General features: G+C 70.7%; 17 protein-coding genes and 2 pseudogenes. 13 read left to right on the top strand and 6 right to left on the bottom strand.

Annotated features, from left to right (window positions below; translation table 11 throughout):
• Positions 1–79 precede the first annotated feature (79 nt).
• Positions 80–2,365, top strand: a complete 2,286-nt coding sequence (locus ACFWFZ_RS03820) for a heavy metal translocating P-type ATPase (RefSeq protein WP_387116061.1) — start codon at positions 80–82, stop codon at positions 2,363–2,365.
• A 136-nt stretch (positions 2,366–2,501) separates the two neighbouring features.
• On the top strand, positions 2,502–2,789 hold the full coding sequence (locus ACFWFZ_RS03825) for a metal-sensitive transcriptional regulator (RefSeq protein ID WP_387116333.1): 288 nt from the start codon (positions 2,502–2,504) through the stop codon (positions 2,787–2,789).
• 26 nt (positions 2,790–2,815) lie between these two features.
• Here ACFWFZ_RS03825 and ACFWFZ_RS03830 read toward each other — a convergent pair whose 3' ends face one another.
• Positions 2,816–3,673, bottom strand: coding sequence for a class I SAM-dependent methyltransferase (locus ACFWFZ_RS03830; protein WP_387116064.1), 858 nt, complete (start codon positions 3,671–3,673; stop codon positions 2,816–2,818).
• A gap of 116 nt (positions 3,674–3,789) precedes the next feature.
• On the opposite strand from ACFWFZ_RS03830, the gene ACFWFZ_RS03835 reads away from it, so the two are divergent.
• The gene (locus ACFWFZ_RS03835) at positions 3,790–4,377 is read left to right on the top strand and encodes a TetR/AcrR family transcriptional regulator (protein ID WP_387116067.1); all 588 of its coding nucleotides are present in this window, start codon (positions 3,790–3,792) and stop codon (positions 4,375–4,377) included.
• An 86-nt stretch (positions 4,378–4,463) separates the two neighbouring features.
• Entirely contained in the window at positions 4,464–4,655 is a 192-nt protein-coding gene (locus tag ACFWFZ_RS03840) for a hypothetical protein (RefSeq protein WP_387116070.1), read from the top strand.
• Positions 4,656–4,753: 98 nt separating this feature from the next.
• On the opposite strand, the gene ACFWFZ_RS03845 is transcribed toward ACFWFZ_RS03840, so the two are convergent.
• The gene (locus ACFWFZ_RS03845) at positions 4,754–5,383 is read right to left on the bottom strand and encodes a DJ-1/PfpI family protein (protein ID WP_387116072.1); all 630 of its coding nucleotides are present in this window, start codon (positions 5,381–5,383) and stop codon (positions 4,754–4,756) included.
• A gap of 790 nt (positions 5,384–6,173) precedes the next feature.
• Between ACFWFZ_RS03845 and ACFWFZ_RS03850 the strand changes: the two are divergent.
• The 7 genes and pseudogenes from ACFWFZ_RS03850 to ACFWFZ_RS03880 form a co-directional block, all read left to right on the top strand.
• Positions 6,174–7,211 (top strand): annotated as a pseudogene (locus tag ACFWFZ_RS03850) (MFS transporter); the annotation flags it as partial.
• A gap of 239 nt (positions 7,212–7,450) precedes the next feature.
• Positions 7,451–7,981, top strand: a complete 531-nt coding sequence (locus tag ACFWFZ_RS03855; RefSeq protein ID WP_387116074.1) for a DUF4396 domain-containing protein — start codon at positions 7,451–7,453, stop codon at positions 7,979–7,981.
• A gap of 399 nt (positions 7,982–8,380) precedes the next feature.
• Complete coding sequence (locus ACFWFZ_RS03860) at positions 8,381–8,671, top strand: hypothetical protein (RefSeq protein WP_387116076.1); 291 nt, start codon at positions 8,381–8,383, stop codon at positions 8,669–8,671.
• A gap of 543 nt (positions 8,672–9,214) precedes the next feature.
• On the top strand, positions 9,215–10,525 hold the full coding sequence (locus ACFWFZ_RS03865) for a tyrosinase family protein (RefSeq protein WP_387116078.1): 1,311 nt from the start codon (positions 9,215–9,217) through the stop codon (positions 10,523–10,525).
• Positions 10,526–10,560: 35 nt separating this feature from the next.
• Entirely contained in the window at positions 10,561–11,028 is a 468-nt protein-coding gene (locus ACFWFZ_RS03870; protein WP_387116080.1) for a hypothetical protein, read from the top strand.
• Positions 11,029–11,135: 107 nt separating this feature from the next.
• Positions 11,136–11,570 carry a hypothetical protein gene (locus ACFWFZ_RS03875; RefSeq protein ID WP_387116082.1) on the top strand — a complete coding sequence of 145 codons (435 nt, stop codon included), beginning with the start codon at positions 11,136–11,138 and terminating at the stop codon, positions 11,568–11,570.
• A gap of 201 nt (positions 11,571–11,771) precedes the next feature.
• Positions 11,772–11,951: pseudogene (locus ACFWFZ_RS03880) on the top strand (transposase); the annotation flags it as partial.
• Positions 11,952–12,065: 114 nt separating this feature from the next.
• Here the strand turns inward: ACFWFZ_RS03880 and ACFWFZ_RS03885 are convergent.
• Genes ACFWFZ_RS03885 through ACFWFZ_RS03895 form a run of 3 tightly spaced genes read right to left on the bottom strand, consistent with a single transcriptional unit; the run spans position 12,066 to position 14,042 of the window.
• Positions 12,066–12,587 (bottom strand): DUF6262 family protein, encoded by a 522-nt coding sequence (locus ACFWFZ_RS03885; protein ID WP_387116085.1) that lies wholly within the window; start codon positions 12,585–12,587, stop codon positions 12,066–12,068.
• Positions 12,584–13,399, bottom strand: coding sequence for a hypothetical protein (locus ACFWFZ_RS03890; RefSeq protein WP_387116089.1), 816 nt, complete (start codon positions 13,397–13,399; stop codon positions 12,584–12,586). Before ACFWFZ_RS03890 ends, ACFWFZ_RS03885 begins: the two co-directional genes overlap by 4 nt.
• Complete coding sequence (locus tag ACFWFZ_RS03895) at positions 13,344–14,042, bottom strand: hypothetical protein (protein ID WP_387116091.1); 699 nt, start codon at positions 14,040–14,042, stop codon at positions 13,344–13,346. Before ACFWFZ_RS03895 ends, ACFWFZ_RS03890 begins: the two co-directional genes overlap by 56 nt.
• A 1,210-nt stretch (positions 14,043–15,252) precedes the next feature.
• On the opposite strand from ACFWFZ_RS03895, the gene ACFWFZ_RS03900 reads away from it, so the two are divergent.
• The gene (locus ACFWFZ_RS03900) at positions 15,253–16,062 is read left to right on the top strand and encodes a dienelactone hydrolase family protein (protein WP_387116094.1); all 810 of its coding nucleotides are present in this window, start codon (positions 15,253–15,255) and stop codon (positions 16,060–16,062) included.
• A gap of 428 nt (positions 16,063–16,490) precedes the next feature.
• Here ACFWFZ_RS03900 and ACFWFZ_RS03905 read toward each other — a convergent pair whose 3' ends face one another.
• Complete coding sequence (locus ACFWFZ_RS03905) at positions 16,491–16,979, bottom strand: hypothetical protein (protein WP_387116097.1); 489 nt, start codon at positions 16,977–16,979, stop codon at positions 16,491–16,493.
• A gap of 577 nt (positions 16,980–17,556) precedes the next feature.
• Between ACFWFZ_RS03905 and ACFWFZ_RS03910 the strand changes: the two genes are divergently transcribed.
• Positions 17,557–21,429, top strand: coding sequence for a hypothetical protein (locus ACFWFZ_RS03910; protein ID WP_387116100.1), 3,873 nt, complete (start codon positions 17,557–17,559; stop codon positions 21,427–21,429).
• Positions 21,430–21,462: the final 33 nt, after the last annotated feature.

Raw genomic sequence — 21,462 nt, forward strand, 5'->3', positions numbered from 1 at the left:
CGCTTCTTCCTTCCCTTCTCGTTCCGGGCCGTCGGGGCCCACGCAGGGCCCCGGATGTCCGCCGCCACCAGGAGCACGCATGAGCACCGCCACCACCACCGTCGCCAATGCCGGCGCCGCCGAGGTCGAGCTCGCCATCGGCGGCATGACCTGCGCCTCGTGCGCGGCCCGGATCGAGAAGAAGCTCAACCGCATGGACGGGGTGAGCGCGACGGTCAACTACGCCACTGAGAAGGCCAAGGTCACCTACGACTCCTCGGTCTCGGTCGCCGACCTGATCGGCACGGTGGAAGCCACCGGCTACACCGCCCGCGAGCCCGAACCGCCCAGAGCGCCCGCCGGTGATGCCGGTACGGGCGGCGCCGAAGGGAAGAGCGCGGACGAGGCAGGCGCCCTGCGGCCGCTGCGTCAGCGCCTGATCACCGCGGTCCTGCTGTCCGTGCCGGTCATCGCGATGGCGATGGTCCCGGCCCTGCAGTTCGACTACTGGCAGTGGCTCTCCCTGACCCTGGCCGCGCCCGTGGTCACGTACGCGGCCTGGCCGTTCCACAAGGCCGCGTTCACCAATGCCCGGCACGGCGCCGCCACCATGGACACCCTGATCTCGGTGGGGACGTCGGCGGCGTTCCTGTGGTCGGTGTGGGCGCTGTTCTTCGGCACGGCCGGCACGCCCGGTATGACGCACCCGTTCGAGCTGACCATCGCCCGCTCCGACGGCGCCGGGAACATCTACCTGGAGGCCGCGGCCGGCGTCACCGCGTTCATCCTGGCCGGCCGCTACTTCGAGGCCCGCTCCAAGCGGAAGGCCGGCGCGGCGCTGAAGGCGCTGCTGGAGCTCGGCGCGAAGGAGGTCACCGTCCTGCGCGGCGGCCGCGAGGAGCGCATCCCCACGGCCGAGCTGCGGGTGGGGGACCAGTTCGTGGTCCGTCCCGGCGAGAAGATCGCGACCGACGGCACCGTGATCGAGGGCTCCTCCGCGGTGGACGCCTCCATGCTCACCGGCGAATCCGTCCCCGTCGAGGTGGGCGCCGGCGACACCGTCACCGGCGCGACCCTCAACGCCGGCGGCCGCCTCGTCATCGAAGCGACCCGCGTCGGCGCCGACACCCAGCTGGCGCGGATGGCGAAGCTGGTCGAGGACGCGCAGAACGGCAAGGCCGCAGCCCAACGCCTCGCCGACAGGATCTCCGCCGTGTTCGTCCCCGTCGTCATCGCCCTCGCACTGGGCACGCTGGGATTCTGGCTGGGCAACGGCGCCGGGTGGACCGCCGCGTTCACCTCCGCGGTCGCCGTGCTGATCATCGCCTGCCCCTGCGCCCTGGGCCTGGCCACGCCGACCGCACTGATGGTCGGCACCGGCCGCGGCGCCCAGCTCGGCATCCTCATCAAGGGCCCCGAGGTCCTGGAGTCGACCCGCAAGGTCGACACCATCGTCCTGGACAAGACCGGCACCGTCACCACCGGCAAGATGACCCTCCTGGCCGTCCACACCGCCGAAGGCGTCGAGGAGACCGAGGCCCTGCGGCTGGCGGGCGCTTTGGAGCACGCTTCCGAGCACCCCATCGCCCAGGCTGTCGCGACCGGTGCTGCCGACAGGCTCGGCTCCCTGCCCGCTCTGGAGGACTTCGCCAACGTTCCCGGCCTCGGCGTCCAGGGGATCGTCGAGGGCCACGCCATTCTCGTCGGCCGCGAGAAGCTGCTCGCCGAATGGGCCATCACCCTGCCCGCCGCCCTGAAGGAGGCCAAGGACCAGGCCGAGGCGGCCGGGCGGACCGTGATCGCGGTGGCCTGGGACGGCGAAGCCCGGGCGGTCCTGGAGGTCGCCGACGCCGTCAAGGACACCAGCGCCGAAGCGATCACCCGGCTCAAGGCCCTGGGGCTGACGCCGATCCTGCTGACCGGCGACAACCAGGCCGTCGCCGAGGCGGTGGCCGCCGAGGTCGGCATCGACCAGGTCATCGCCGAGGTCATGCCCGAGGACAAGGTCGACGTCATCAAGCGCCTCCAGGCCGAAGGCCGCTCGGTCGCCATGGTCGGCGACGGGGTCAACGACGCCGCCGCCCTCGCCCAGGCCGACCTCGGCCTGGCCATGGGCACCGGCACCGACGCTGCGATCGAAGCAGGCGACCTGACCCTGGTCCGCGGTGACCTGCGGGCGGCGGCCGACGCGATCCGCCTGTCCCGCAAGACGCTGGGCACCATCAAGTCCAACCTCTTCTGGGCCTTCGGCTACAACGTCGCCGCCCTTCCCCTGGCCGCTGCCGGCCTGCTCAACCCGATGATCGCCGGAGCCGCCATGGCGTTCTCCTCGGTCTTCGTCGTCGGCAACAGCCTGCGCCTGCGCTCCTTCCGCGCCGGCAGCTGAGACCCCTTGCCGCAGACGCCCCCGCCCAGCCACCCGGGCGGGGGCACCGCCATATCCGGCCCGGCGCCGGCGGAACACATCACCGCACCCCGTCGTTACGCCCATACCCCCTGGGGGTAATCAGTGAAGGGAAGGGATCGCCGTGCACGGCTATACCGCCAACAAGGACGACGTCCTCAAGCGACTGCGCCGCATCGAGGGCCAGGTGCGGGGCCTGCAGCGCCTGGTCGAGGAGGACACCTACTGCATCGATGTCCTCACCCAGGTCAGCGCCACCACCAAAGCGCTGCAGTCCTTCGCCCTGACGATGATGGACGACCACCTCCAGTCCTGCGTGGCCGACGCCATCGCGCAAGGCGGCGACACGGCCCAGGACAAGATCGCCGAAGCGTCCCAGGCGATTGCCCGCATGGTCCGCTCCTGAGCCACCACGGACCTGCCCGGCGATGGTCAGCGCGGTGCGGCCCCGCCGCGTACGGCGGTGACCAGCCATGAGCTGCTGCGCAGCCACACCGCCCCGTCCGACTCATATCGGCCGAGGACGTCGGTCAGCTTCCGGCGGGCCTGGGCCTGCTGCTGCGGGGTGACCTGGCTGAGCAGGTGGCGTCCGGGGCCGGAGTCCAGCAGGAACGCCGCGGCGTCCTCCGCGTCGGCGCCCCACTTCCCCGGCACCTCGATGCGCTGAACGTCGACATCGGAGAATCCGCCCGCGGTGACCAGTTCGCGGATGCGGCCGGGATCGGTGAGCGAGAACATGCCCGGACCGCCAGCCTTCCCGAAGCCGTCTAGCGGCAGGATGTCTCTCAGCGAGGCCAGCGCGGCGAGCCACTCGTTGGCCTCGGCCTCGGCCGCGCAGATGAAGGCCAGCCGGCCGCCGGGGCGCAGCGCGTGGTGCAGGTTGGAGAACGCGGCGACAGGGTCGGCGAAGAAGGTCATGCCGTACCGGCTGATGACCGCATCGAACGCCTCGGAGTCCAGGGGGTGGACCTGGGCGTCGCCCTGCACGAAGGCCACGTTCTCGACCCCTTCGCGTACGGCGCTCTCCCGGGCCTTGCCCAGCATCGGCCCCGACAGGTCCAGGCCGAGCGCCCGGCCGCGTGCGGCGCGCCGGGCGGCGAGGCGGGTGGTGCGGCCGGCTCCGCAGCCGACGTCCAGGACGGTGTCCGAGTCGAGGACGGCCACGGCGTCCAGCAGGGGCTGGTTGCAGCCGTCGTTGACAGCGTCCCAGCGCTCCTGGCTGCGGGCCCACTGCGCGCCCTCGTATCCGTTCCACGCCTCGGCCTGCGCGGTGTTGGCGAACTGTCCCATGGGTGAACTCCCTCCCGCCGGGGCGCGGCGAGGCGCCCCGACCCTAGAATGGGCAAGTGCCCAAACAGTATGGGCGAACGCCCATACTTGCAATGGGCCGAGGGGAAGGGGCCGTTGTGTCACCTCGTGGAGTGGCGATTCCGGATTTGCGCGAGCGGCTGTTCGCGGCCGCGGAACGGGTGGTGGCCCGCGACGGCGCCGCGGCCCTGACCAGCCGCGCGGTCACCGCGGAGGCGGACTGCGCCAAGGGCGTGCTGCACACGCACTTCGCCGGCCTGGACGAGTTCGTCGCCGAACTGGTCCTGGACCGTTTCGCCCGCAGCGCCCGCCAGGCCGAGGCCCTACGGGACAAAGTGGGGCAGGCCACGGTCGCGGAGAACCTCCAGGAGGTCGTCCTGGCCCTGCTGGACTCCCTGCCACCTGCGGTGGTGGGCCTGGCGATGACCCGCCCCGCGGCCGCGTCGCACACCCGCGAGGGCTTCCAGTCCGGCGCGCCGGCGTTCGATGCGATCCAGCACGCCGTCACCGCCTACCTCCAGGCGGAACAGCACGCCGGCCGGATCCCGGCAGGCAGCGACACCGCCGCCATCGCGCTCGCCCTCGTCGGCACCACCCACCACCTGCTGATGACCCGCAGCCGCGGACAGACCGCCGACACCGGGGCGACCACGCAGCGGCTGCTGGCTGTACTCCTCGGCGGCTGACCTGCACGCCTGCGCCGCCGCTAAGGCGATGGCCCGCAGCGGCCAGGCCCGCGACGCTGCTCGATCTTGCCGCCCGCCCCGCACAGATGCAGCAGGTGTGGGCGGCCACCGGCACGGGCCTGCTCCGCAGCGACGACGGCGCCGCCACCTTCCAGCCCGTCGCCGGCGCACCCGCGGCCGTCGCCGTGGAGCAGCCCGAGCCCGGCCTGCTCATCGCCCTCGCCGCCGACGGCCGGATCCTCACTGTTCCACCGTCGCCGGTCAGCGGCGAACTCTGATGCGGACTTCCTGTGGAGGGGCCGGCACGCGGGTCCGGCGAGGTGGGAGCTGATGGCCCAAACTGGGCTGCCGCGCGCACGCCTGGGGCTGAGCGGGCTCAGCCGCCGCTGATGAGCTCCCGGGCCCTGGCCACGACCTCGGGCGTCGCCGTGGCCAGGGAGCCGCTGTCGTACGGCGGCTGGGGGTCGTACTCGGTGAGGAGCTGAATGGCCCGGGCGGTGAGTTCGTCGCTCAGCAACGTGCACAGCCCCAGCGCCATGTCGATACCGGAGGAGATCCCGGCCGAGGTGATGATCTTGTCGTGCCGGACGACGCGTTCCGCGGTGTAAGTGGCTCCGAACGTCTCCAGGTCGTCCATCGCCAGCCAGTGGGTGGTCGCGGTCTGCCCCTGGAGCAGCCCCGCTGCCCCGAGGATGAGCGCCCCGGTACAGACCGAGGTGGTGAAGCGGGTCGTCTCGTGAATCCGGCGCACCCAGTCGATGAACTCCGTGTTGTTCAGCATCAGTCGCGCCCCCGCACCGCCCGGGACGAGCAGCACGTCGCAGGACTCGACCTCCGTGAACCGGGTGGGCACGTCCACCCGCATGGCGCCCAGCACGTCGGCGATCCGCCCCGGTTCCGGCGCGACGAAGCGCACCCGGGCGTCGGGGACGTTCGCCAGGAGCTGGTACGGGCCGATGGCGTCGAGCGGCTCGAAGAGCCTGAAGAGCGGGATCACGATGTCCATGCCGGGGAGCTTATGCAGGCATCTGCGTTGCCTGAGGACGCATCGCGGACACGCCCAGGCATGCGCGGCAAGTTAGCGAGAACGGGTGGTGCCGGGCCGCCTCGACCCGGCTCGACCAGCCAGCCGCCGTGCTGCCGTCGCCTGGTGCAGGGCATCGGGGCATCCGGGGATGGCTGGACTGGTTGCGCCGTCGCTGACACCGCACATCTTTACAGAAGCCGATCCGGCCATCGCGACGGCGGACGGCATCGCAGCGGCGATCGGCGAGGCGGTCCGTCCGAACACCAGGGCCGTGGGGATCACCTGGGTGCAGTCGAGCACCGGGCTGCGGATGCCGGTGCGTTCGGTGGCCGAGGTCGTGCGCCGGCCCAACGCGGGCCGGCGTCCAGCCGACCGGTGCCTGCTTGGTCGTCGACGGCGTCCACGGGCTGGCAACGGTCGACGAGGACGCCGCCGGCCTGGGCGGCGGACGTGGGGGGTTTCTGGCGTTCGAGCACGCCTTCGCCCTGCCGGTGGCGGTGGCAGCGCTGGTGGCCCTTGCCGCGGCCGATGGACAGGGATCAGGACACGGAGATGACCACGCGGCACGCTGGCCGTCCTGCTCGGCGCCGGGCAGCCGCCGCCGGCGTAGCCGTCGGGCATCAGGGCCCGGCCGTCGGCGCCTGCCCCGTGGCGGCCCCTGCCGGGTGTCGGCCCGGCAGGGGTTGATGCCGGCGGTGTCCTGGTAGCGGTCGGCGATCCGTACGGCGCCGGTGGGGCCGAGTCGGAAGACGCCGAGGTGCCCGGCCGCGTAGAGCTGTACGGCGCGGCCGCCCCGGCCGGCGGCACCGCGGGCGTCTTCCTCGGCGGGGTGTTCACCCAGTGGGCCAGCTGGCCGTGGGTGTTCATCATCTACATCCCGATCGGCATCGCCACCCTGCTCGCCACCGGCCTGCTGCCAGCCGTCGCAGCCCGCCGCGGCGGCGGAGTCGACGTCCTGGGCGCGGCGGCCGTCACCGCAGGGCTCGCGCTCACCGTCTTCACCGTGGTCCGCGCCCCCGAAACCGGCTGGTCGACCGCGCAGGCGGTCCTTCAGCTGACCGCAGGGGCCGCCCTGCTGGCCGTGTTCGTCCTCATCCAGCGCTCCGCCCGCTCGCCCCTGATGCCGCTCGGCATCTGGCGCACCCCCGGTCTCGGCGTCTCCAACCTGGCGATGGCACTGCTGGGAGCGGCCTGGATCCCGATGTGGTACTTCCTCAACCTCTACCTCCAGCAGGTCCTCGGCTACGGCGCCTTCGCCTCCGGCGCCGCCCTGCTCCCGATGACCGGCCTGCTGATGGTCGTCATGACCACCGCCAGCGCCCGCCTGCTCGGCCGCTTCGGCCCCAAGCCGCTCATCACCGGCGGCCTGCTGGTCCTGGCCGCGGGCCTGGTGTGGCTGTCGGCGGCCCGCCCGAGCGGATCCTTCGTCATTGACGTCCTGCCCGCCTCGCTGGTGGCAGCCCTCGGCATGGCCCTCGCCTATATCCCGACCCTGATGGCGGCCATGTCCGCCGCCCCGCAGGAACAGGCCGGCCTCGCCTCGGGCATCGTCAACACCACCTACCAGGTCGGCTCCGCCCTCGGCCTCGCCGCCCTGACCGCGCTCGCCACCTCCCAGGGCGCGGGCGCACTCGGCGACCTGACCGCCCTCACCGACGGATTCAGCGCGGCATTCCTTGCCGCGGCCGCCATCGCCGCCGCGGGCGCCCTGGCCACCCTCGCCCTCATGCGCGGCAAGCCGCAGAGCCCGCCCACCGAAACCACCCCCACCAAGGGGGCCACACAGCGGCAGTACGCCCCCAACTGACCGGGAGGAAAGCGGGAAGGCCCGCCGACCCTTGGCGGGCCTTCCCCATGGCGGCGACGCAGCAGCGCGGCGCAGGCCCGCCCGTCCGCCGGTCTCACGCGACCAGGAGAGCGCGGCCCCTCGCAGACCGGGACTGCAGTGATCCAGGAAACCCCTCTTGCGTATACCCCCATGGGGTATACAGTGGTGGTGTGAGCCCGGGGACGGGGTCACACTGAATGGGATTGGGGATGACGGTCATGGACCACAGCGCACACCACACCAGCACCGCCCACGACCACACCGCGCACCAGGCGCACGCAGGTCTCGCGGGGCATGCCGGCCACCAGATGGGCCCGGTGACGTGGGGGGCCGCGGCGAAGGCGACGCTGCACTGCCTGACCGGCTGCGCGATCGGCGAGATCCTCGGCATGGTCATCGGCACTGCCCTGATGTGGGGCAACGTCCAGACGATGATCCTGGCGATCACCCTGGCGTTCCTCTTCGGCTACTCGTTCACCCTGTTCGCGGTCCGCAAGGCTGGCCTGGACTGGAAGAGTGCCATCAAGGTGGCGCTGGCCGCCGACACCGTCTCGATCGCGGTGATGGAGCTCGTCGACAACGGCATCATCGCCCTGACGCCCGGCGCGATGGACGCCCACCTGTCGGACGCGCTGTTCTGGACGGCGCTGCTGGGCGGCTTCGCCGTGGCCTTCGTGATCACGACGCCGGTCAACAAGTGGATGATCGGCCGCGGCAAGGGCCACGCCGTCGTCCACGCCTACCACTGACCCCAGCCGCAGGGCACCGCGCCCGGCCGCACCTCACGGTGCGGCCGGGCGCGTTCGCGCCTTCGAGCGCTAGCTTGAGGTACCGGGGGCTTCGATGGCGGCCGCCCCGGATCCGCCGGCCCCGCGTGTATATCGTCGCTGCCCTGTTCACGTTCACCCTCAGGCGAGGGGTCGCCAACCGCATCCTCGGCCGACGCGCAGAACGTACGCACTACTGGACCAGCCGCACCGGCGACCCACCGTGCCTTTACCGACTTTCGATCCTGCGCTGCTGAGAGCAGCACAGCGTGACGCCGCACCACTGGTGCCGGCGCGCTTCTCCCTGCTGCTGTCCTTCGTGTCGGCCTGGTCGGCGGAGGCATCCAGCACTTCGAGCAGTTCCCCGAGCGCAGCGCCTGGATGACCCCCATCGGCCTGCTCATGTCGTACGTCGCGTTCGTCGCCGAGGACTCCAAGGGCCGCTGGCGGCACCTCGTCAGCCCGTTCGCGGCGGTCGTCGTGGCCATCTCGGCCCTCACCTGGCTGGGCATGACCGCTCTCGCCGGCACCATCGGTTCCGATGGCCACAGCCACGACCACGGCTCCACGACGGGGACACCCGCGAAACCGGACCAGGCTCCCGTTGAGCCGGCCCCTCCGACCAAGGCACCCGCCGAGCCGGCACAGGACGGCCATTCCCACAGCCACTGACCCCGGGCCGACACCTTTGTAGCCGTTCGCGGGCCCAGCGTGCACCACGCCGGGCCCGCGAACGGCTCACGGCTGCCGTCAGGGGCCTGGAATGTGACTGCTCTCGCGGGCATGGAACGGTGAGCTCGTGATCCTCCCCAGCTCACTGCGGAGGCGCGGCCCTTGACCCACGACACGGCCCACGGCGCAAAGCCCCGGGTGGCCGCCCCCGGAACTGTTCTCCAGGTGTCAGCGGCGGCCCGTACCCTGCCCACCTCCGGCCACCCGCAGCAGAGCTGTGTTTCCGCCAGCGTCTGAACTGTGCAGGGGGGCGGCGTGCCGGGGTGCGCGGCCCCCTGGGGCTCGTGTGCTCCGGCGGGTGCCCTGACCTCCCCACGGCACGCCCTGTCGAAAGGCCATCTATACGGCATACGGGGGTACTGGTTGCTCCGGACGCGCCGCTGGCTTGCAGCGTCCTTCCAAACCCCCTCTAAACCTCTGACTCTGGCACCTGAACGAGAACAGCGGCCTGCCCACTTCGACTGTCCCCTCAATGGAGGCGAAATGCCCAAGGTCCGCAAAGACATCAACGCCCTCACCGACGCGGAACTGGACGACTACATTCACGCGCTCGACATCCTGCGGCAGCGCTCGGAGGTGAACGAGGCCGATCCGGCCGGGTACGCGTTCCAGGCGGCGCTGCACAACGGTTTCGTGGGACCGGACGGCGTCGCCATCAGATGCGAGCACAACAACGACCGTTTCCTGCCGTGGCACCGGGCGCATCTGCACTATTTCGAGAAGCTGCTCCAGGCGGCCGACCCGCCGCGCACCCAGAACGTCACCATTCCGTACTGGGACTGGATCAGCGAACAGACGCCCGAGAAGTTCCCTCTCGCGTTCAAGAAGCCGGGGCTGAAAGCCGCGCGCAGCTCCGCGGCGGCGTCGCTGCCGCCGGACACGCTGGAGATCGTCACGACGGAGACGGACCAGAAGGAGTTCGCCGGCTATCCGGATGGCGACCTCTCCGGGGACGACGGACGGCTCGAAGGGGGCCCGCACAACCGGATGCACGGTTTCTACATCGGTGGGGCGATGGCGAACCCCTCGGCAGCGGCTGAGGACCCCATCTACTTCAGCTTCCACGCCTTCATCGATCTGATGTGGGCGGAGTGGCAGCGCCGTAACGGCACGCCGCCCCTGACGTCGCCGGACGAGGTGCTGCAGGGGTTCGCCTCGCAGCCCAAGAACAAGATCTCCGAGTTCACCAACCCCGCGGACCTCGACTACGAGTACGAGTACACGGCGCAGCTCAACGCAGCCTTCGGGGTGCCGCCGGCACCCGTGCCCCCGGCGCCCCTCAACCTCCTGGCGACCGAGCTGCTCTCACCGCTCGACGGGAACGCGGACATCCTAGGCGAACTGCGTGACAAGGAGGTCGTGCAGCTCGCGTTCAAGGTGCCCGAGACCGCGGGGAAACGACTGCGTGTGCGACTTGACGAGCTCAAGGTGCCGACCACCGGAAGCTACCTGCTGCGCGCCTTCCTCCATCCGTCCGAGGTGCCCTTCCAACCCGACGACGGGGAGTTCGCACGTCGGTTCGGAGCAGGGTATGTGGCGCTGTGGCGGGCCCACCGGCACATGCACGACGGCCACGGCAACCTGCACGACGGCCACGGCGACCACCACGACGTTTCCCGTACCGCCCGCTTCGACGTGGAACGTGTCTTGGAGTCGCTGGGAGCGGACGGCGCCGACCTGGTGTTCTCCCTGCAGTTCGTTCCCGCGCCCAGCGAGACTGGGCTGCCCCCGCATCCCCTGCCGCCAATCGACGAGGTGGACTTCAAGGACGTTCGCATGGAGGTGTACTCCTGATGCGCACCCCGGTGTATGAGCTGCACATTCGGCCCATGTTCACCGCGACGGACCGCGACCACATGATCCCTCACTCACTGAACCTCTGGAAGTACGAGGATGTGGTCGAGCACGCCGAGCACATCCTCGACCGTCTGGAGGCCGGGAGCATGCCGCCGACGGCCTTCGGCGGGCCGTGGCCGCAGGAGTGGATCGATGTCTTCCGGCGCTGGAAGGAGGGCGGTCTCAAGCGCCTGGAGGTCGGCACCGCGGTGATCACCGTCAACCGGTCACCCAGCTCCGTCACCGTCAAAGCGACCGGGACGTTCCCCGCCGCGGGCTACCAGGGGTGGCTCCAGCTGGAGAGCGAGTCGGACACGGCGAAGACCTACGTCCTGTACTTCGAACCGCCCGACGCCCCGGTGGCCGGTACCGCCGATGACTTCGAGCTCAAGGAACGCTACAGCGCTTCCGACACCCGGGCCTTGTTCATCCATGACAGCACCGGCGTTCAGGCGCACTGAACACGTCCGTCGACCGCTCGCCCGGACTTCCCCCAGTGAAGGGCGGTTCATCACGGACCCTGTCGCCGATCCGGCCGCCGGAGACGACGCTTGACCGAGGAGAAACAGTGCAGGCCACAGACCTGACAGGCACGTACACCTACCGGAGTTTCCTCAACAGGCCAGAGCCAGTCGACGACTTCAACGATCTCAGGTTCGCTCAGCTGGAGCTCAGGCTGACAGCCACCTCGGCGGGCGGCGTGAGCGGTCTCCTGGTCTTCCCGGCGCCGGCGGGCGTGGAACCGTTGGCGATGGAGATGGCCGGGCAGGCGTCCGGGACGCCGTTGGCGATCACGCTCACAGGCAAGGGGGTCGCCGGAACCCCGATCGAGGACTTCCACTACGAGTACGAGGGCGTGGTCCTGCGGCACTGGCCGACGGGAGTGGGACAACGGATGACCCTCGCCGGAACCGTCCTTCGTGCCAAAGACCACGGCAGCGGCGCCAACCTCGCTAGGGCCGGACAGACAGCGAGCTTCCTCGCGGTGAGAAGGGAGTCCTGACCCGCCCGTCGCGGCGGCCTGCACACGTGGCGAGAGCGCTCGCCCAAGGGCTGCGGGCCGTCGCCCCGCAGCTCTGGGCTGGCGGTTTCCGCAGCATCAACCGCCTCAGCGCGTGGCGGTCGGGCGGGTCACCCTGCGGCTGACCCGCGAAAGGCGAGCAGGCGCGGGTGGTGACCGGCCCGCGGACCAGAGTGGGAGTTCATCGGCCCGTACCTGCCGATCCGCAGGTACGGGCCGTACCCGGAGCGGCTGCGGCAGCAGTTCGAGGACGTGAACTGGTGGCTTCGGACGGGCGGGCAGCGGCGGGAGGTGCCGGAGGAGTTCGGGGCCTGGCCGACCGTCCACAACCGTTTCCGGCAGTGGCGGGACGCCGGTGTCTTCTAGGCCTTCAGCAACTCGGAGAGTCGCCGTCGGAGTCCACCGAGGGCGTCGCGATCGGCGGCGCAGCTGTCGAGGACACACCGCTGTGGCCCGCAGCCCTGTGTGTTGGCGCGGTTAATGCGAACCGTGGTTCAGGGCCCGGGTCAGCTCGCGGTTCGCGGCCCGTGCCGCGTCCAGCTCCTCCGTCCGCTCGTCGAGCTCGCCCCGCTGCTCGGCGAGGTCCTGTTCGAGCAGGGCCATCCGCCGCTGGAGTTGGTCGATGTCGACCGGGGCTCCGAGCCCGGATTCCGCCCAGACGCTCTCGCCGAGCTGGGAGGACAGGCGTTTCTCCAGCTGTCGGACCCGTGCGGTGAGGCGCTTGTTGGCTTCCAGCGCGTTCGCGAGGTCGGCCTGGAGCGAGGTCCGGCTGACTGCTGCCATCCGTCCGTTCTCGACGGGGGTGCTGGCGGCGATGTGGATGCGTTCAAGCAGGTCGCGGTGGCGATAGAGGAATGTCCGGTCGACTCGGGCAGCGCGGGCGAGCCCGGAGACGGTGATGTCCCCGCCGGACTTCACCGCGGCGTCGATGGCCTTCAAAACCCGGTCGCGGCGCAGGGCGGAGTCGGCCCGCTTCCCGTCGATCATGGGGTTGGTCATCCGGTGGGCCTTTCAGGACGGAGGTCTTCGGGTGGCCCGATCCGGGGCAGACCGAGGGAGACGACGCGGCGGGTGCGGCGGGCGACGGTGATCGCGTCCTGGATCTGGATCTTGCCCTCGCCGGTGAGGTCTTCGAGGTCGTCGCGGACTCGTTTGACCAGGCGGCGGACCCGGGTGATCTCCTCGTCGGAGGGCATGGCCTCGGCCTTCGCCCAGGAGTCCGCGGCGAAAGCGGCGAGCCGTTCCCGTCCGCGCAGGAGGTCGGCGAGGTATGCCTCGAGGCCGGGGAGGTAGGAGACGTCGGTGCGGAAGTGGGAGCATCCGACGCAGCGGAACCGGACAGGGCAGTCGTGCCCGCCGGCCGCGACGTTGGTTGGTTCGGTGCAGAGCCCGTAGGGCACCTGAACCTCACCGATGGCCCGCCGGGCGTGCTCGGAGTCGAGGACGAGTTGGGCCTGCCGCCATACGCGGTTGCCCTTCCGGTCGAACTGCATCGCGGTGACCCGGTCGATGGCTTCGCGTCGGCGTTGTTCCCCGACCCTGTAATACCGCTGGGTTGTCGACAGGTGCCGGTGATCCATGAGCTGGGACAACACGTCCACAGACACGCCCGCGTCTGCGTGCCGTTGGGCATAGGTATGCCGATAGGCGTAGGGGAAGATCTTCTCGCGGTCGAAGACGACCCTGGTCCGTTCAGGGTGTGCGTCATGGTGAACGGTCATCGTGAGATTGAAGTCCGGCAGGGTGGTGACCCAGTCACGGTGCTGGGTGAGGACGTCGGCGATCGGCTTGGTGCCCTCTGGGTTGGACATGACGGTGGGCAGCAGGGCGATCCTGCTGATCGGTGTGTTGGGGTAGGGGGAGCGGACGCGTGCCTGCTGTTGAGTGATGAGGGCAGAGGTGGGTTCGGGCACGGGTAGGCGACGTCGAAGGCGCAGTTCCTTTTGGTTGTCGTAGAGGAGGACTGGTTTGCCGTCGGCATCGGGTGACGCAGTCGTAGGGCAGGCTGCAGATCTCAAAGGGTCGACGGCCGGTGTCGATGAGCAACTCGACGGCGACGCGTACTTCGCGGCTCGATTTCTGTTCCAGGAGGTCGAGGTTGCCGCAGAGCTGGCGCATCACCTCGTCGGGCAGGTCCTTGCCGGCTTCCGATTCCTCCGGCTCGTCGGGGATGTCCTGAGCAAGCAGGGCGAATTCGGCCGGAAGGCCGTGCAACGGCTGACCGGGGTGCGTGAGACCCATGCCCCGCATGAGTTCCAGCCACTTTCTGACCATGCGGGCGACGGTGATCCACGTGTAGGCGCTGATCTCACCGCCCTCGGTGAGGAAGGCAAGGCGGTTGGAGGAGTTGACGATGTCCTGGCGGTTCAGGAGCGCAGGGTGGGCTCCGTGGTCTTCACGCTGCACGTGCAGGCTGTCGGACAGCCGCGCGAAGGCGTTGATGTGGTTCTGCATACGGGCACAGAGCTGAGTGCCCCGGCGCCGGGGGGGGGGGGGGAACTCCTCGCACACAGCGGCCTTCAGAGCCTCACGCAGCCACGGCTGACGTACTTCCGTAAAGCGCAGGGTTCCAGAGAGACCGAATGCCGCGGCGTCCCAGACGTCTTTGTGACGCTCGCTCTCCGGTGTCATTCCTAGTCGGCGGACGGCGGTTGTAAAGGCAGTAAGGACCCGCCTGCCTCGCTTGCAGAGCTGCGCGGGAACGAGGTCGGCCAGCGTCGAGGCTCGCACGGCAAGCGCTTGCTCGCATACGAGGCGTACCTGCCACGGCGGAATCTGGGTTCCGCCTCGAACGCGTTCCTGCAGACCGTAGAGGACCTCGGCCGAAACCAGAGGGCTCAGGCCACGCAGACTGACCTCGAAGGTCTTGCCGACGGCCCGGGTGACGGCCTGGAAAGCCTCATCGCCCGGAAATGACCCATCCCGGACCTGACGCCCGCGCCGCTGACAGTGCTGCAGGCAGTCCGGAGAGGCTTTCCCGGAGCGCTGTCGCTCGCAGGCGATCACCGCGCACGCCCCGAGCGCGGGCAGGGGACGGACGTCACTGTGGCCTAGGAACTGCTCCAGCGGGAGAGCAAGGGTCTTCCTCTGTTGGTAGTGGTGTGCACTGCACAGTTGTGCTGTCCGTGTAGTCCAAGGCCGCGGGCAGCCCGCCACGGCGCAGTCCTGTACCCCGAGACGGCGGTTGACCCTGACCGCGCCGGTGAAGCTGACGAGGTCCTGGTCCCCCTTCTTCCAGCGGCTCTCGCAGTTTCTGCACAGCCTGCTGGACGAGTACGCGACGCAGTCACAATCGGACACCCGGCACAGCGGCATACCCAACAGCGGGTGTTCGACGGGGAACGTCAGCACCTGGCGGCCGTCGGACCAGCCCAACAAGCTCAAGAAGGCCGGTTCGACGGCAGCCACAATTCCCGCAGGGGCTGTGCGGTCAACTCGCCGCCTGCCAGGCTTTGAGCCTGCTTCGTACAGGAGGTTCCCCGGCCCTCGGCTTCGCCGCTCGTCGGAGGAAAGGAGCACGGTGCGAGGGGTGTGACCGAGAAACGCGCCAAAGGGGCAACGGGATGCTCTTGAAGCCCTGAGTGCCGGCCCGGATACCCGCGCTGTTCTGCCAGCGGCAGAACACCGGCCGGACCGGGCTCGACGATTACTACAGTCCAGTCCCATGACGACGATTACGACGCGTACGGTCGAGTACCCGGCCGACGGTTTGACGATGATCGGGCACCTCGCGCTCCCGGCCGGTGTCGACCGTCGGCCCGCGGTGCTGCTCGGACCAGAGGGCATGGGGCTCAGCGACGTCGAGCGCCGCCGGGCCGATGCTCTCGCCGAGCTGGGATATGTAGCGCTGGCCTTCGACCTTCACGGCGGGCGCTATTTGGGTGACCCCGAGGAGATGCTGGCCCGTTGCATGCCACTGCTCGCTGATCCCGACCGGATGCGGGGCATCGGCCATGCGGCGCTCGACGTGTTGCGCACCGAACCGCGGACCGACCCCGACCGTATCGCCGCCGTCGGCTACGGCACCGGGGGCGCCGTCGGGCTGGAACTCGGGCGCGGCGGCGCCAGCCTGCGCGCGATCGGGACAGTCAACGCGCTGACCACGGGCCGACCGGGCGAGGCGGCGCGCATTCGCTGCCCGGTGTGGGCCGGGGTCGGGTCGGAAGACCCGATCATGCCGGCCGCGCAACGGAACGCGTTCACCGCCGAGATGCAGGCCGCGGGCGTCGACTGGCGCCTCACGGTCTACGGCGGCGCCTTGCACGCCTTCCACCACCCGCCGGTCGGCCACCCCGTGGTCCCCGGCGTGGGCTACCACTCACGGCACGCGCAGCGAGCCTGGCGCGACGTCGTCGACCTGCTCGCCGAGTGCCTGCCCGTGACGGAGGATCTAGGGTCTGTATCGAGTTGCCCCGTGGAGCAAGGAGCGGCGTTCGGTGCGTGCCCTCGGCGTGCGGGACGAATGTCCTCGTAGCGGAGCTACTAGGGCATTTGGCTCGTGCGCCGAGGGTGCGTGCCGGGCGTCGCGACGCCGCGGGGCAACTCGATACAGGCCCTAGGGGCGTGACCCAGGTAAGCATGCTGGCGCCGGGCATGGTCGGCGTCGGGCACTGACAGTCCCCTCCCCTCAAGTCCGCACAGCAGAACCGCATTCGGGCGGATAGTCGATCGCGGAGACGCGTTCGCAACTGCCACAGCGAATACCGGACCGGCGGGGACGGTGTCAGCGGTGCGGATGGACCGTGAGTCGATCAGGTCGGCGCTCGGCTCGGCATTGCGGCCGTCAGCCTCGCGCACCCTGTCCCGCAGTGCGTCGTGGACGCGCTCGACGGTGCCGTCGTCGTGCCACCAGGTGGCGTACCAGTACACCGTTGGCCAGGGCGTTCTGTGAAATCAAAGATGTCAAGCGGTGTGCTTGTGGATCACGCCGAGGTAGAGGCGTTCACGATGGGGCACATGCTCGTCACGTCCAGGCGTGAAGAACACCGCGCAGACGTTCGCGGGTTGGGTAAGGATGCTGGATTGCTCTCCGAACGCGAGGCGGTCGTTGATGTCGTGGCGGCAGTCGACAGAGTCAAGGCCAGCGATCAGGTCCTCTCGGAGCACTGTGGACGGATAGGACTCTGAGTGTGGCAAGACCAGGGGCGGCAACGTGGTTGTCGAGCCCGGCCGGAGACTGATCGAGATTCCGCTTACAAGGCGTTGGGTGATGGACAGTTCCAGGCCGTTCCAGGCGTGGGGGTAGCCGTCAATGTCCGGTCTCATCCGGATGGCGGGGTGCGGGCGTCCTGGCCCCAGGAGATCCTCGGCCTGGGTCAGGGGCATGCCGCAGTGAAGCGGGCCGATACGGCCGGTCCGGGCGAAGTCGACGAGCACGTTCATCAAGGTCACGACGGTGACTCTGGCATCTTCTCGTGCTGGCCCACACCTGGATAAGGCTCGAGGGGTCCTCAGTACGGTTCACCGGGTCGACACGATCGCGTCCGGGTGGTGGGCAGGACCCCGGCTGCTGTCACACGTCGCCGGTCACCGCCCCGGCCGGCAGCATCCGCCCCGGCTCCGTCCCGTCGAGATACGGATCCGCGAGGCCTCCGCTCTCCTGGGCCGCGCCGGACAAGTCTCCGGTGCCGGTGATGTCGCCGCGCTCGGGACCTCCTGGCTGTCGCTGCCGCGCACTCCCCGGCCCTGGTCCGCGACCGCTCCCGCTCCCGCACCAGCAGCCGGCGCCCGGGTGCCGGCCGGCGACCCGTGGGCCACGCCCACCCCAACGGGTCCCCGCCGGCCCCGGCCCCGGCCCCGGCTTCCGGCCCCGCCGCGGCCGGTAGACACCCGGCGCTCCCCGGGGCAGGCCAGGTCATGGACGCCCAGAGGCGCGAGGCCTACGCGAACGACGCCGGTCAGCCGTGCCGCGGACGGACATGACCGAAACCGGGTTCTCACGGGCACTGTGCGGGTCTACGCTTCGGCCATGGCAGCTGATCCGCCGTCGTCCGATGCCGCCACCGAGTTCGTCGGGCGTGGCTGGCTCGACGCCACCGTACGGAAGTGGGCCGCGACCGGGTCCTCGCACCTCTTCCTCACCGGTGGGCCAGGTACCGGCAAGTCCGCCGCCGTGGACCACCTGTGGGGCCGCGACCCCGTAGTCGGCACGGCGGTCCACCGCTGCCGTACCGCCAGCCGCAGCAGCTGCGACCCGGTCCGCTTCGCCGAGTCACTCGCCGAGCAGTTCAGTACGACCGTGCCCGGGTTCGCCGAAGCCCTGGTCCGCGTGGCGCGGGAGCGCTCGGGGCATCCGGGGGAACTACGCATCGAGGGCACGGCCACCGCAGGCACGGTCCACCCGCACGCGAGTGTCATCGGCGCGCAGGTTTCTCTCTCGCTCTCCCACGTCACCGCGGACGAGGCCTTCGAACAACTGGTCTGCCGTCCGCTGGAGCTCCTCGCCCCGGCGCAGCGACCGGTCGCCGTCGTCGACGCCCTGGATGAAGCGCTCACCCACCGGGGCAGCCGTACGATCGCCGAACTCGTCCTCACCGGCGTCGACCGGCTCCCACTGCGGTTCGTGCTCACCTCACGACACGATGCCCGGGTCACCGCGGCCCTGCGGGACCTGCCGGACGCCGTCGTGGTCGACCTCGTGGACGACGCACCGGACCCCGGCGCCGACCTCCTCGCCTACGCCCGCCACCGGCTGCGCGGAGCGCGGGGCGCCGGACCGCGCCAAGAAGAGGTGGCCCGCAGACTGGCCGCAGCCGGCGAGGGCAACTATCTGTACGTGCGCCACCTCACCCAGGAAGTGGCCGACGGAGTCCGGACAGTGGACGAACTGGCCGCTTCTGCGCTTCCATACGGGCTCGAAGGCGTCTATCGGGAATTCATGCGACGGGAGATCCGCCCGGTCGGCAGCGCGGACGCAGAGGAGCGCTGGCGTACCGCCTTCAGACCGGTCCTCGACCTGCTGGTCGCGGCCCGGGAGGACGGATTCACCGCCAGCCGCCTGGCTGAGCTCCTCGACCGCACGGAACAGGAGGTTCTCGACACCGTCCGGGTCCTCGGGCAGTACCTGCGGGGCCGTGACCAGCGCGGCCCGTGGACGCTCTTCCACCGGTCCTTCGAGGAGTTCCTGATTTCAGGGGACGATCCCCACCTCGACGCCGGCGAGGGACACCGGCGCATCGCCGACAACGCGTTCACCCTTTGGGCGGACGCATGGGACGGCTGCGACGACCCGTACTTGCTGCAGCACCTCACGGACCACCTGCTGACCGCCGCGGAATCCACAGCAGGCAGCCCCACCCGGAGCCGGACGCTCCAGGACCGCCTGTACACCCTGGCCACGTCCCCCGGCTACCTCGCCGCGCAGCGCGCAGCCGCCCCCGGCCGGGAGCTGCACCTGGTCACACTGAGCCGCGCGCTGGAGGCCTCACTGGCCGCCCACGCCTACCCCCGGTCTGCCAGGGTGGCGCTCAGTCTGGTGCGGGCCAGCGCGGAGGCCGACGAGGAGACTCCGGTGCAGGCCGCCCTGCGCTGGGGAGCCGCGGCGGGCGTCGCCAAGGCTCGTACCTATCCGCAGGACACCGCCCTGCTGTGGCTGCTGCTCATCGTGGCCGCCCTCGGCGCCCGGACGCCCGGCGAGGCCGCTGCCCCCCTGCAGGAGATCGCGTCCGGAGTCCACGTTGCCGGACAGCGCTGGGCTCCGGCGGCCGCGGCGCTGCTGGCCCCGCTCCTCCCTCGCCTCACGCCGGAGCAGTCGGGCGCCGTGATGGACGTCGCCGACGACGACCTGTTGTGCCACTTGGCGGCGTTCCTCCTGGAGGAGGCAGGACCTGAGGCGGCCGTGCCGCCGACATTGCGCATCCGCGAGACCGTCGCACGGGCCCGCGCCGTCGAAGGAATCCTCACCCGCGCGGCACTGGCGGCGCTCACCGATCCTGCGGGAACGGACCTCGGCGGACTCGACCAGCTGGGCGCACTGATCGCGGCGGGCCACATGCCGCCGCCGGAGGACTCGCATCCCTGGACGTCGCCGCTGGCCGAGCCGGACGTCGCCGACTCCGTCCTGCTGGTGCACGCAGCACGGGGCGAACTCGACAGGCGTCTCCCGGAACTCGCCGACCGAACGGCGCGCGCGGCCGGAGAGCTGAGTGACGCCGCGGTCCTGCTGGCCCGGATCGTCCAGGCCGCGCGGCTCGGCCCGGCCGGCACCGCCCGGGCGCGCGCGGCGGGCAATGCGGCTCTGGCAGACCCCCGGCGGGACATCCGGGTCCTGCTGCACCACACCGCCACCATGGTCCGCATCGGCGACCGGACGGCTCCCGCGCTGCTCGACGCACTGGTCAAGGAGCTGCCCGCCTACGAAAGCGACCTGCATGCCGGGCACATCGACGGCTTCCACGGCTGGTGCGGCGTCGGGCTGCGGCTGGCCGTCGTACGCCTCCTGGCCGCTGCCGGGCAGAGCGACCGGGCACGCGAGGAGGCCGACCGGCTACGCACCAACCATCCCGCCGAACATGTACGGGCTCTCGCGTGGTTGGCCCGTGACGAGACCCGGCCCGGCCCCCGGACGGCTCTGGTCGCCGCAGCCCGGGAAGCCGCCAACCGGATCCCCCACAGCCTGTGCGCCCAGGCGTACCTGGTCCTCGCCGACGCGGACCACCGACGCCTGGCGGACACACTGGCCCGCACTGCGGGCCTCCGCGGGCGCGAGCCCATGGTGGCCGGCCCCGCCCGGGCGGCGCTGGCCTGGGCCGCGCACGTGCGCGGAGACCGCCGGCGCGCCGAGGCCCTCGGCGCCGAGGCTGCCGCGTGGTTCACCGCGCTGCCCCGAGACCGGCGCCGACAGCAGGACGCCGACCGCCTGGTGAAGAATTTGCTGCGAGCCCGGCTACCCGCCGAGGCTGTGAGGGTGACCCGTACACCGACGACGAGCGGTGAAGCCGCCGGCCTGATGAACCTGGGCGACGTGCGGAACAGGCTCGCGGCCCATGCCGAATACACCGAACTGGCCCTGCTTCAGGAGGCAGAGGGCGCCACCCCGAACGACCCGACACGAAGGCTCTCCCCGTACGAGCAGGCTCTGACGATGCGCGTTCGTCGGGCCGGCGACGACGGGCAGGCCTTCGAGGAGAGCCGTGCTGCACTGTGCCTCACCGTGCAGGGAATCCTCGGGGGACTGGCCCAGTTGCCCGAGGACACCTGGGTCCCTGGGGGAGTCGACGAGGAGGGCGCGGTCTGGTGCCTGCTCCAGACCATCAGACTGGAGTGGCCCGAGGGCATCACTGCGGCCTCGCGAGAGTGGAACAGGGCACTCGAGAGGGCGACGTTCAGCGCAGGCTTCGAGCACCCCCGCGGCCATCGCCCGCGCGATGTCGAGATCCGTGACGAATTCGACGTCCAACTGCGCCGCAGCGTCCAGGCCTCAGCCGAACTCGCTGAGGCATTCCATGACATAGGTGACGACCGGGAGGCCACCTCCCGGTTCTCCCACGCCGTCGACAGTGCGAGGGCGCTCGCGGGCCCAGGTCACCGGATCCGGGCCCTCACCGAACTGGCCGGGACGGCGGCCCGCCTGGGCCGCTACGACGACCTACGGCTGCTCTGGCCCGAGGCCGCCCGGACGCACGGCGGTTCGCTTGCGGAGGTGGCCGAGACACTGGCCGTGACGGTGCTGCGCGGCGGCCCGGACACCGCCTCCGCCCGCCGCGCGCTGGAGGAGATTGTGGGCTCGCCGGGCTTGCCCAACCTCGACCACGTGGACCTGCTCGCCACACTGGCCATCATCACCCCCGGCACAGAGATTGAGGAGCAGCTTCTCGCGGCCCCGGCCGGGGCGGGGAACTGAGCGGCCCAGCCCGGCCGGGGCCAAGATGGAGCC

The organism is Streptomyces sp. NPDC060232 (genome assembly GCF_042726555.1).
Lineage (GTDB): Bacteria > Actinomycetota > Actinomycetes > Streptomycetales > Streptomycetaceae > Streptomyces.

What these genes read in the sequence shown, in the direction of transcription:
- ACFWFZ_RS03820 (WP_387116061.1), top strand. Translation starts at nt 80, where the DNA reads ATGAGCACCGCCACCACCACCGTCGCCAATGCCGGCGCCGCCGAGGTC.
- ACFWFZ_RS03830 (WP_387116064.1), bottom strand. Translation starts at nt 3,673, where the DNA reads ATGGGACAGTTCGCCAACACCGCGCAGGCCGAGGCGTGGAACGGATAC.
- ACFWFZ_RS03840 (WP_387116070.1), top strand. Translation starts at nt 4,464, where the DNA reads ATGCAGCAGGTGTGGGCGGCCACCGGCACGGGCCTGCTCCGCAGCGAC.
- ACFWFZ_RS03845 (WP_387116072.1), bottom strand. Translation starts at nt 5,383, where the DNA reads ATGGACATCGTGATCCCGCTCTTCAGGCTCTTCGAGCCGCTCGACGCC.
- ACFWFZ_RS03855 (WP_387116074.1), top strand. Translation starts at nt 7,451, where the DNA reads ATGGACCACAGCGCACACCACACCAGCACCGCCCACGACCACACCGCG.
- ACFWFZ_RS03860 (WP_387116076.1), top strand. Translation starts at nt 8,381, where the DNA reads ATGACCCCCATCGGCCTGCTCATGTCGTACGTCGCGTTCGTCGCCGAG.
- ACFWFZ_RS03865 (WP_387116078.1), top strand. Translation starts at nt 9,215, where the DNA reads ATGCCCAAGGTCCGCAAAGACATCAACGCCCTCACCGACGCGGAACTG.
- ACFWFZ_RS03870 (WP_387116080.1), top strand. Translation starts at nt 10,561, where the DNA reads ATGTTCACCGCGACGGACCGCGACCACATGATCCCTCACTCACTGAAC.
- ACFWFZ_RS03885 (WP_387116085.1), bottom strand. Translation starts at nt 12,587, where the DNA reads ATGACCAACCCCATGATCGACGGGAAGCGGGCCGACTCCGCCCTGCGC.
- ACFWFZ_RS03890 (WP_387116089.1), bottom strand. Translation starts at nt 13,399, where the DNA reads ATGTCCAACCCAGAGGGCACCAAGCCGATCGCCGACGTCCTCACCCAG.
- ACFWFZ_RS03895 (WP_387116091.1), bottom strand. Translation starts at nt 14,042, where the DNA reads ATGCAGAACCACATCAACGCCTTCGCGCGGCTGTCCGACAGCCTGCAC.
- ACFWFZ_RS03900 (WP_387116094.1), top strand. Translation starts at nt 15,253, where the DNA reads ATGACGACGATTACGACGCGTACGGTCGAGTACCCGGCCGACGGTTTG.
- ACFWFZ_RS03910 (WP_387116100.1), top strand. Translation starts at nt 17,557, where the DNA reads ATGGCAGCTGATCCGCCGTCGTCCGATGCCGCCACCGAGTTCGTCGGG.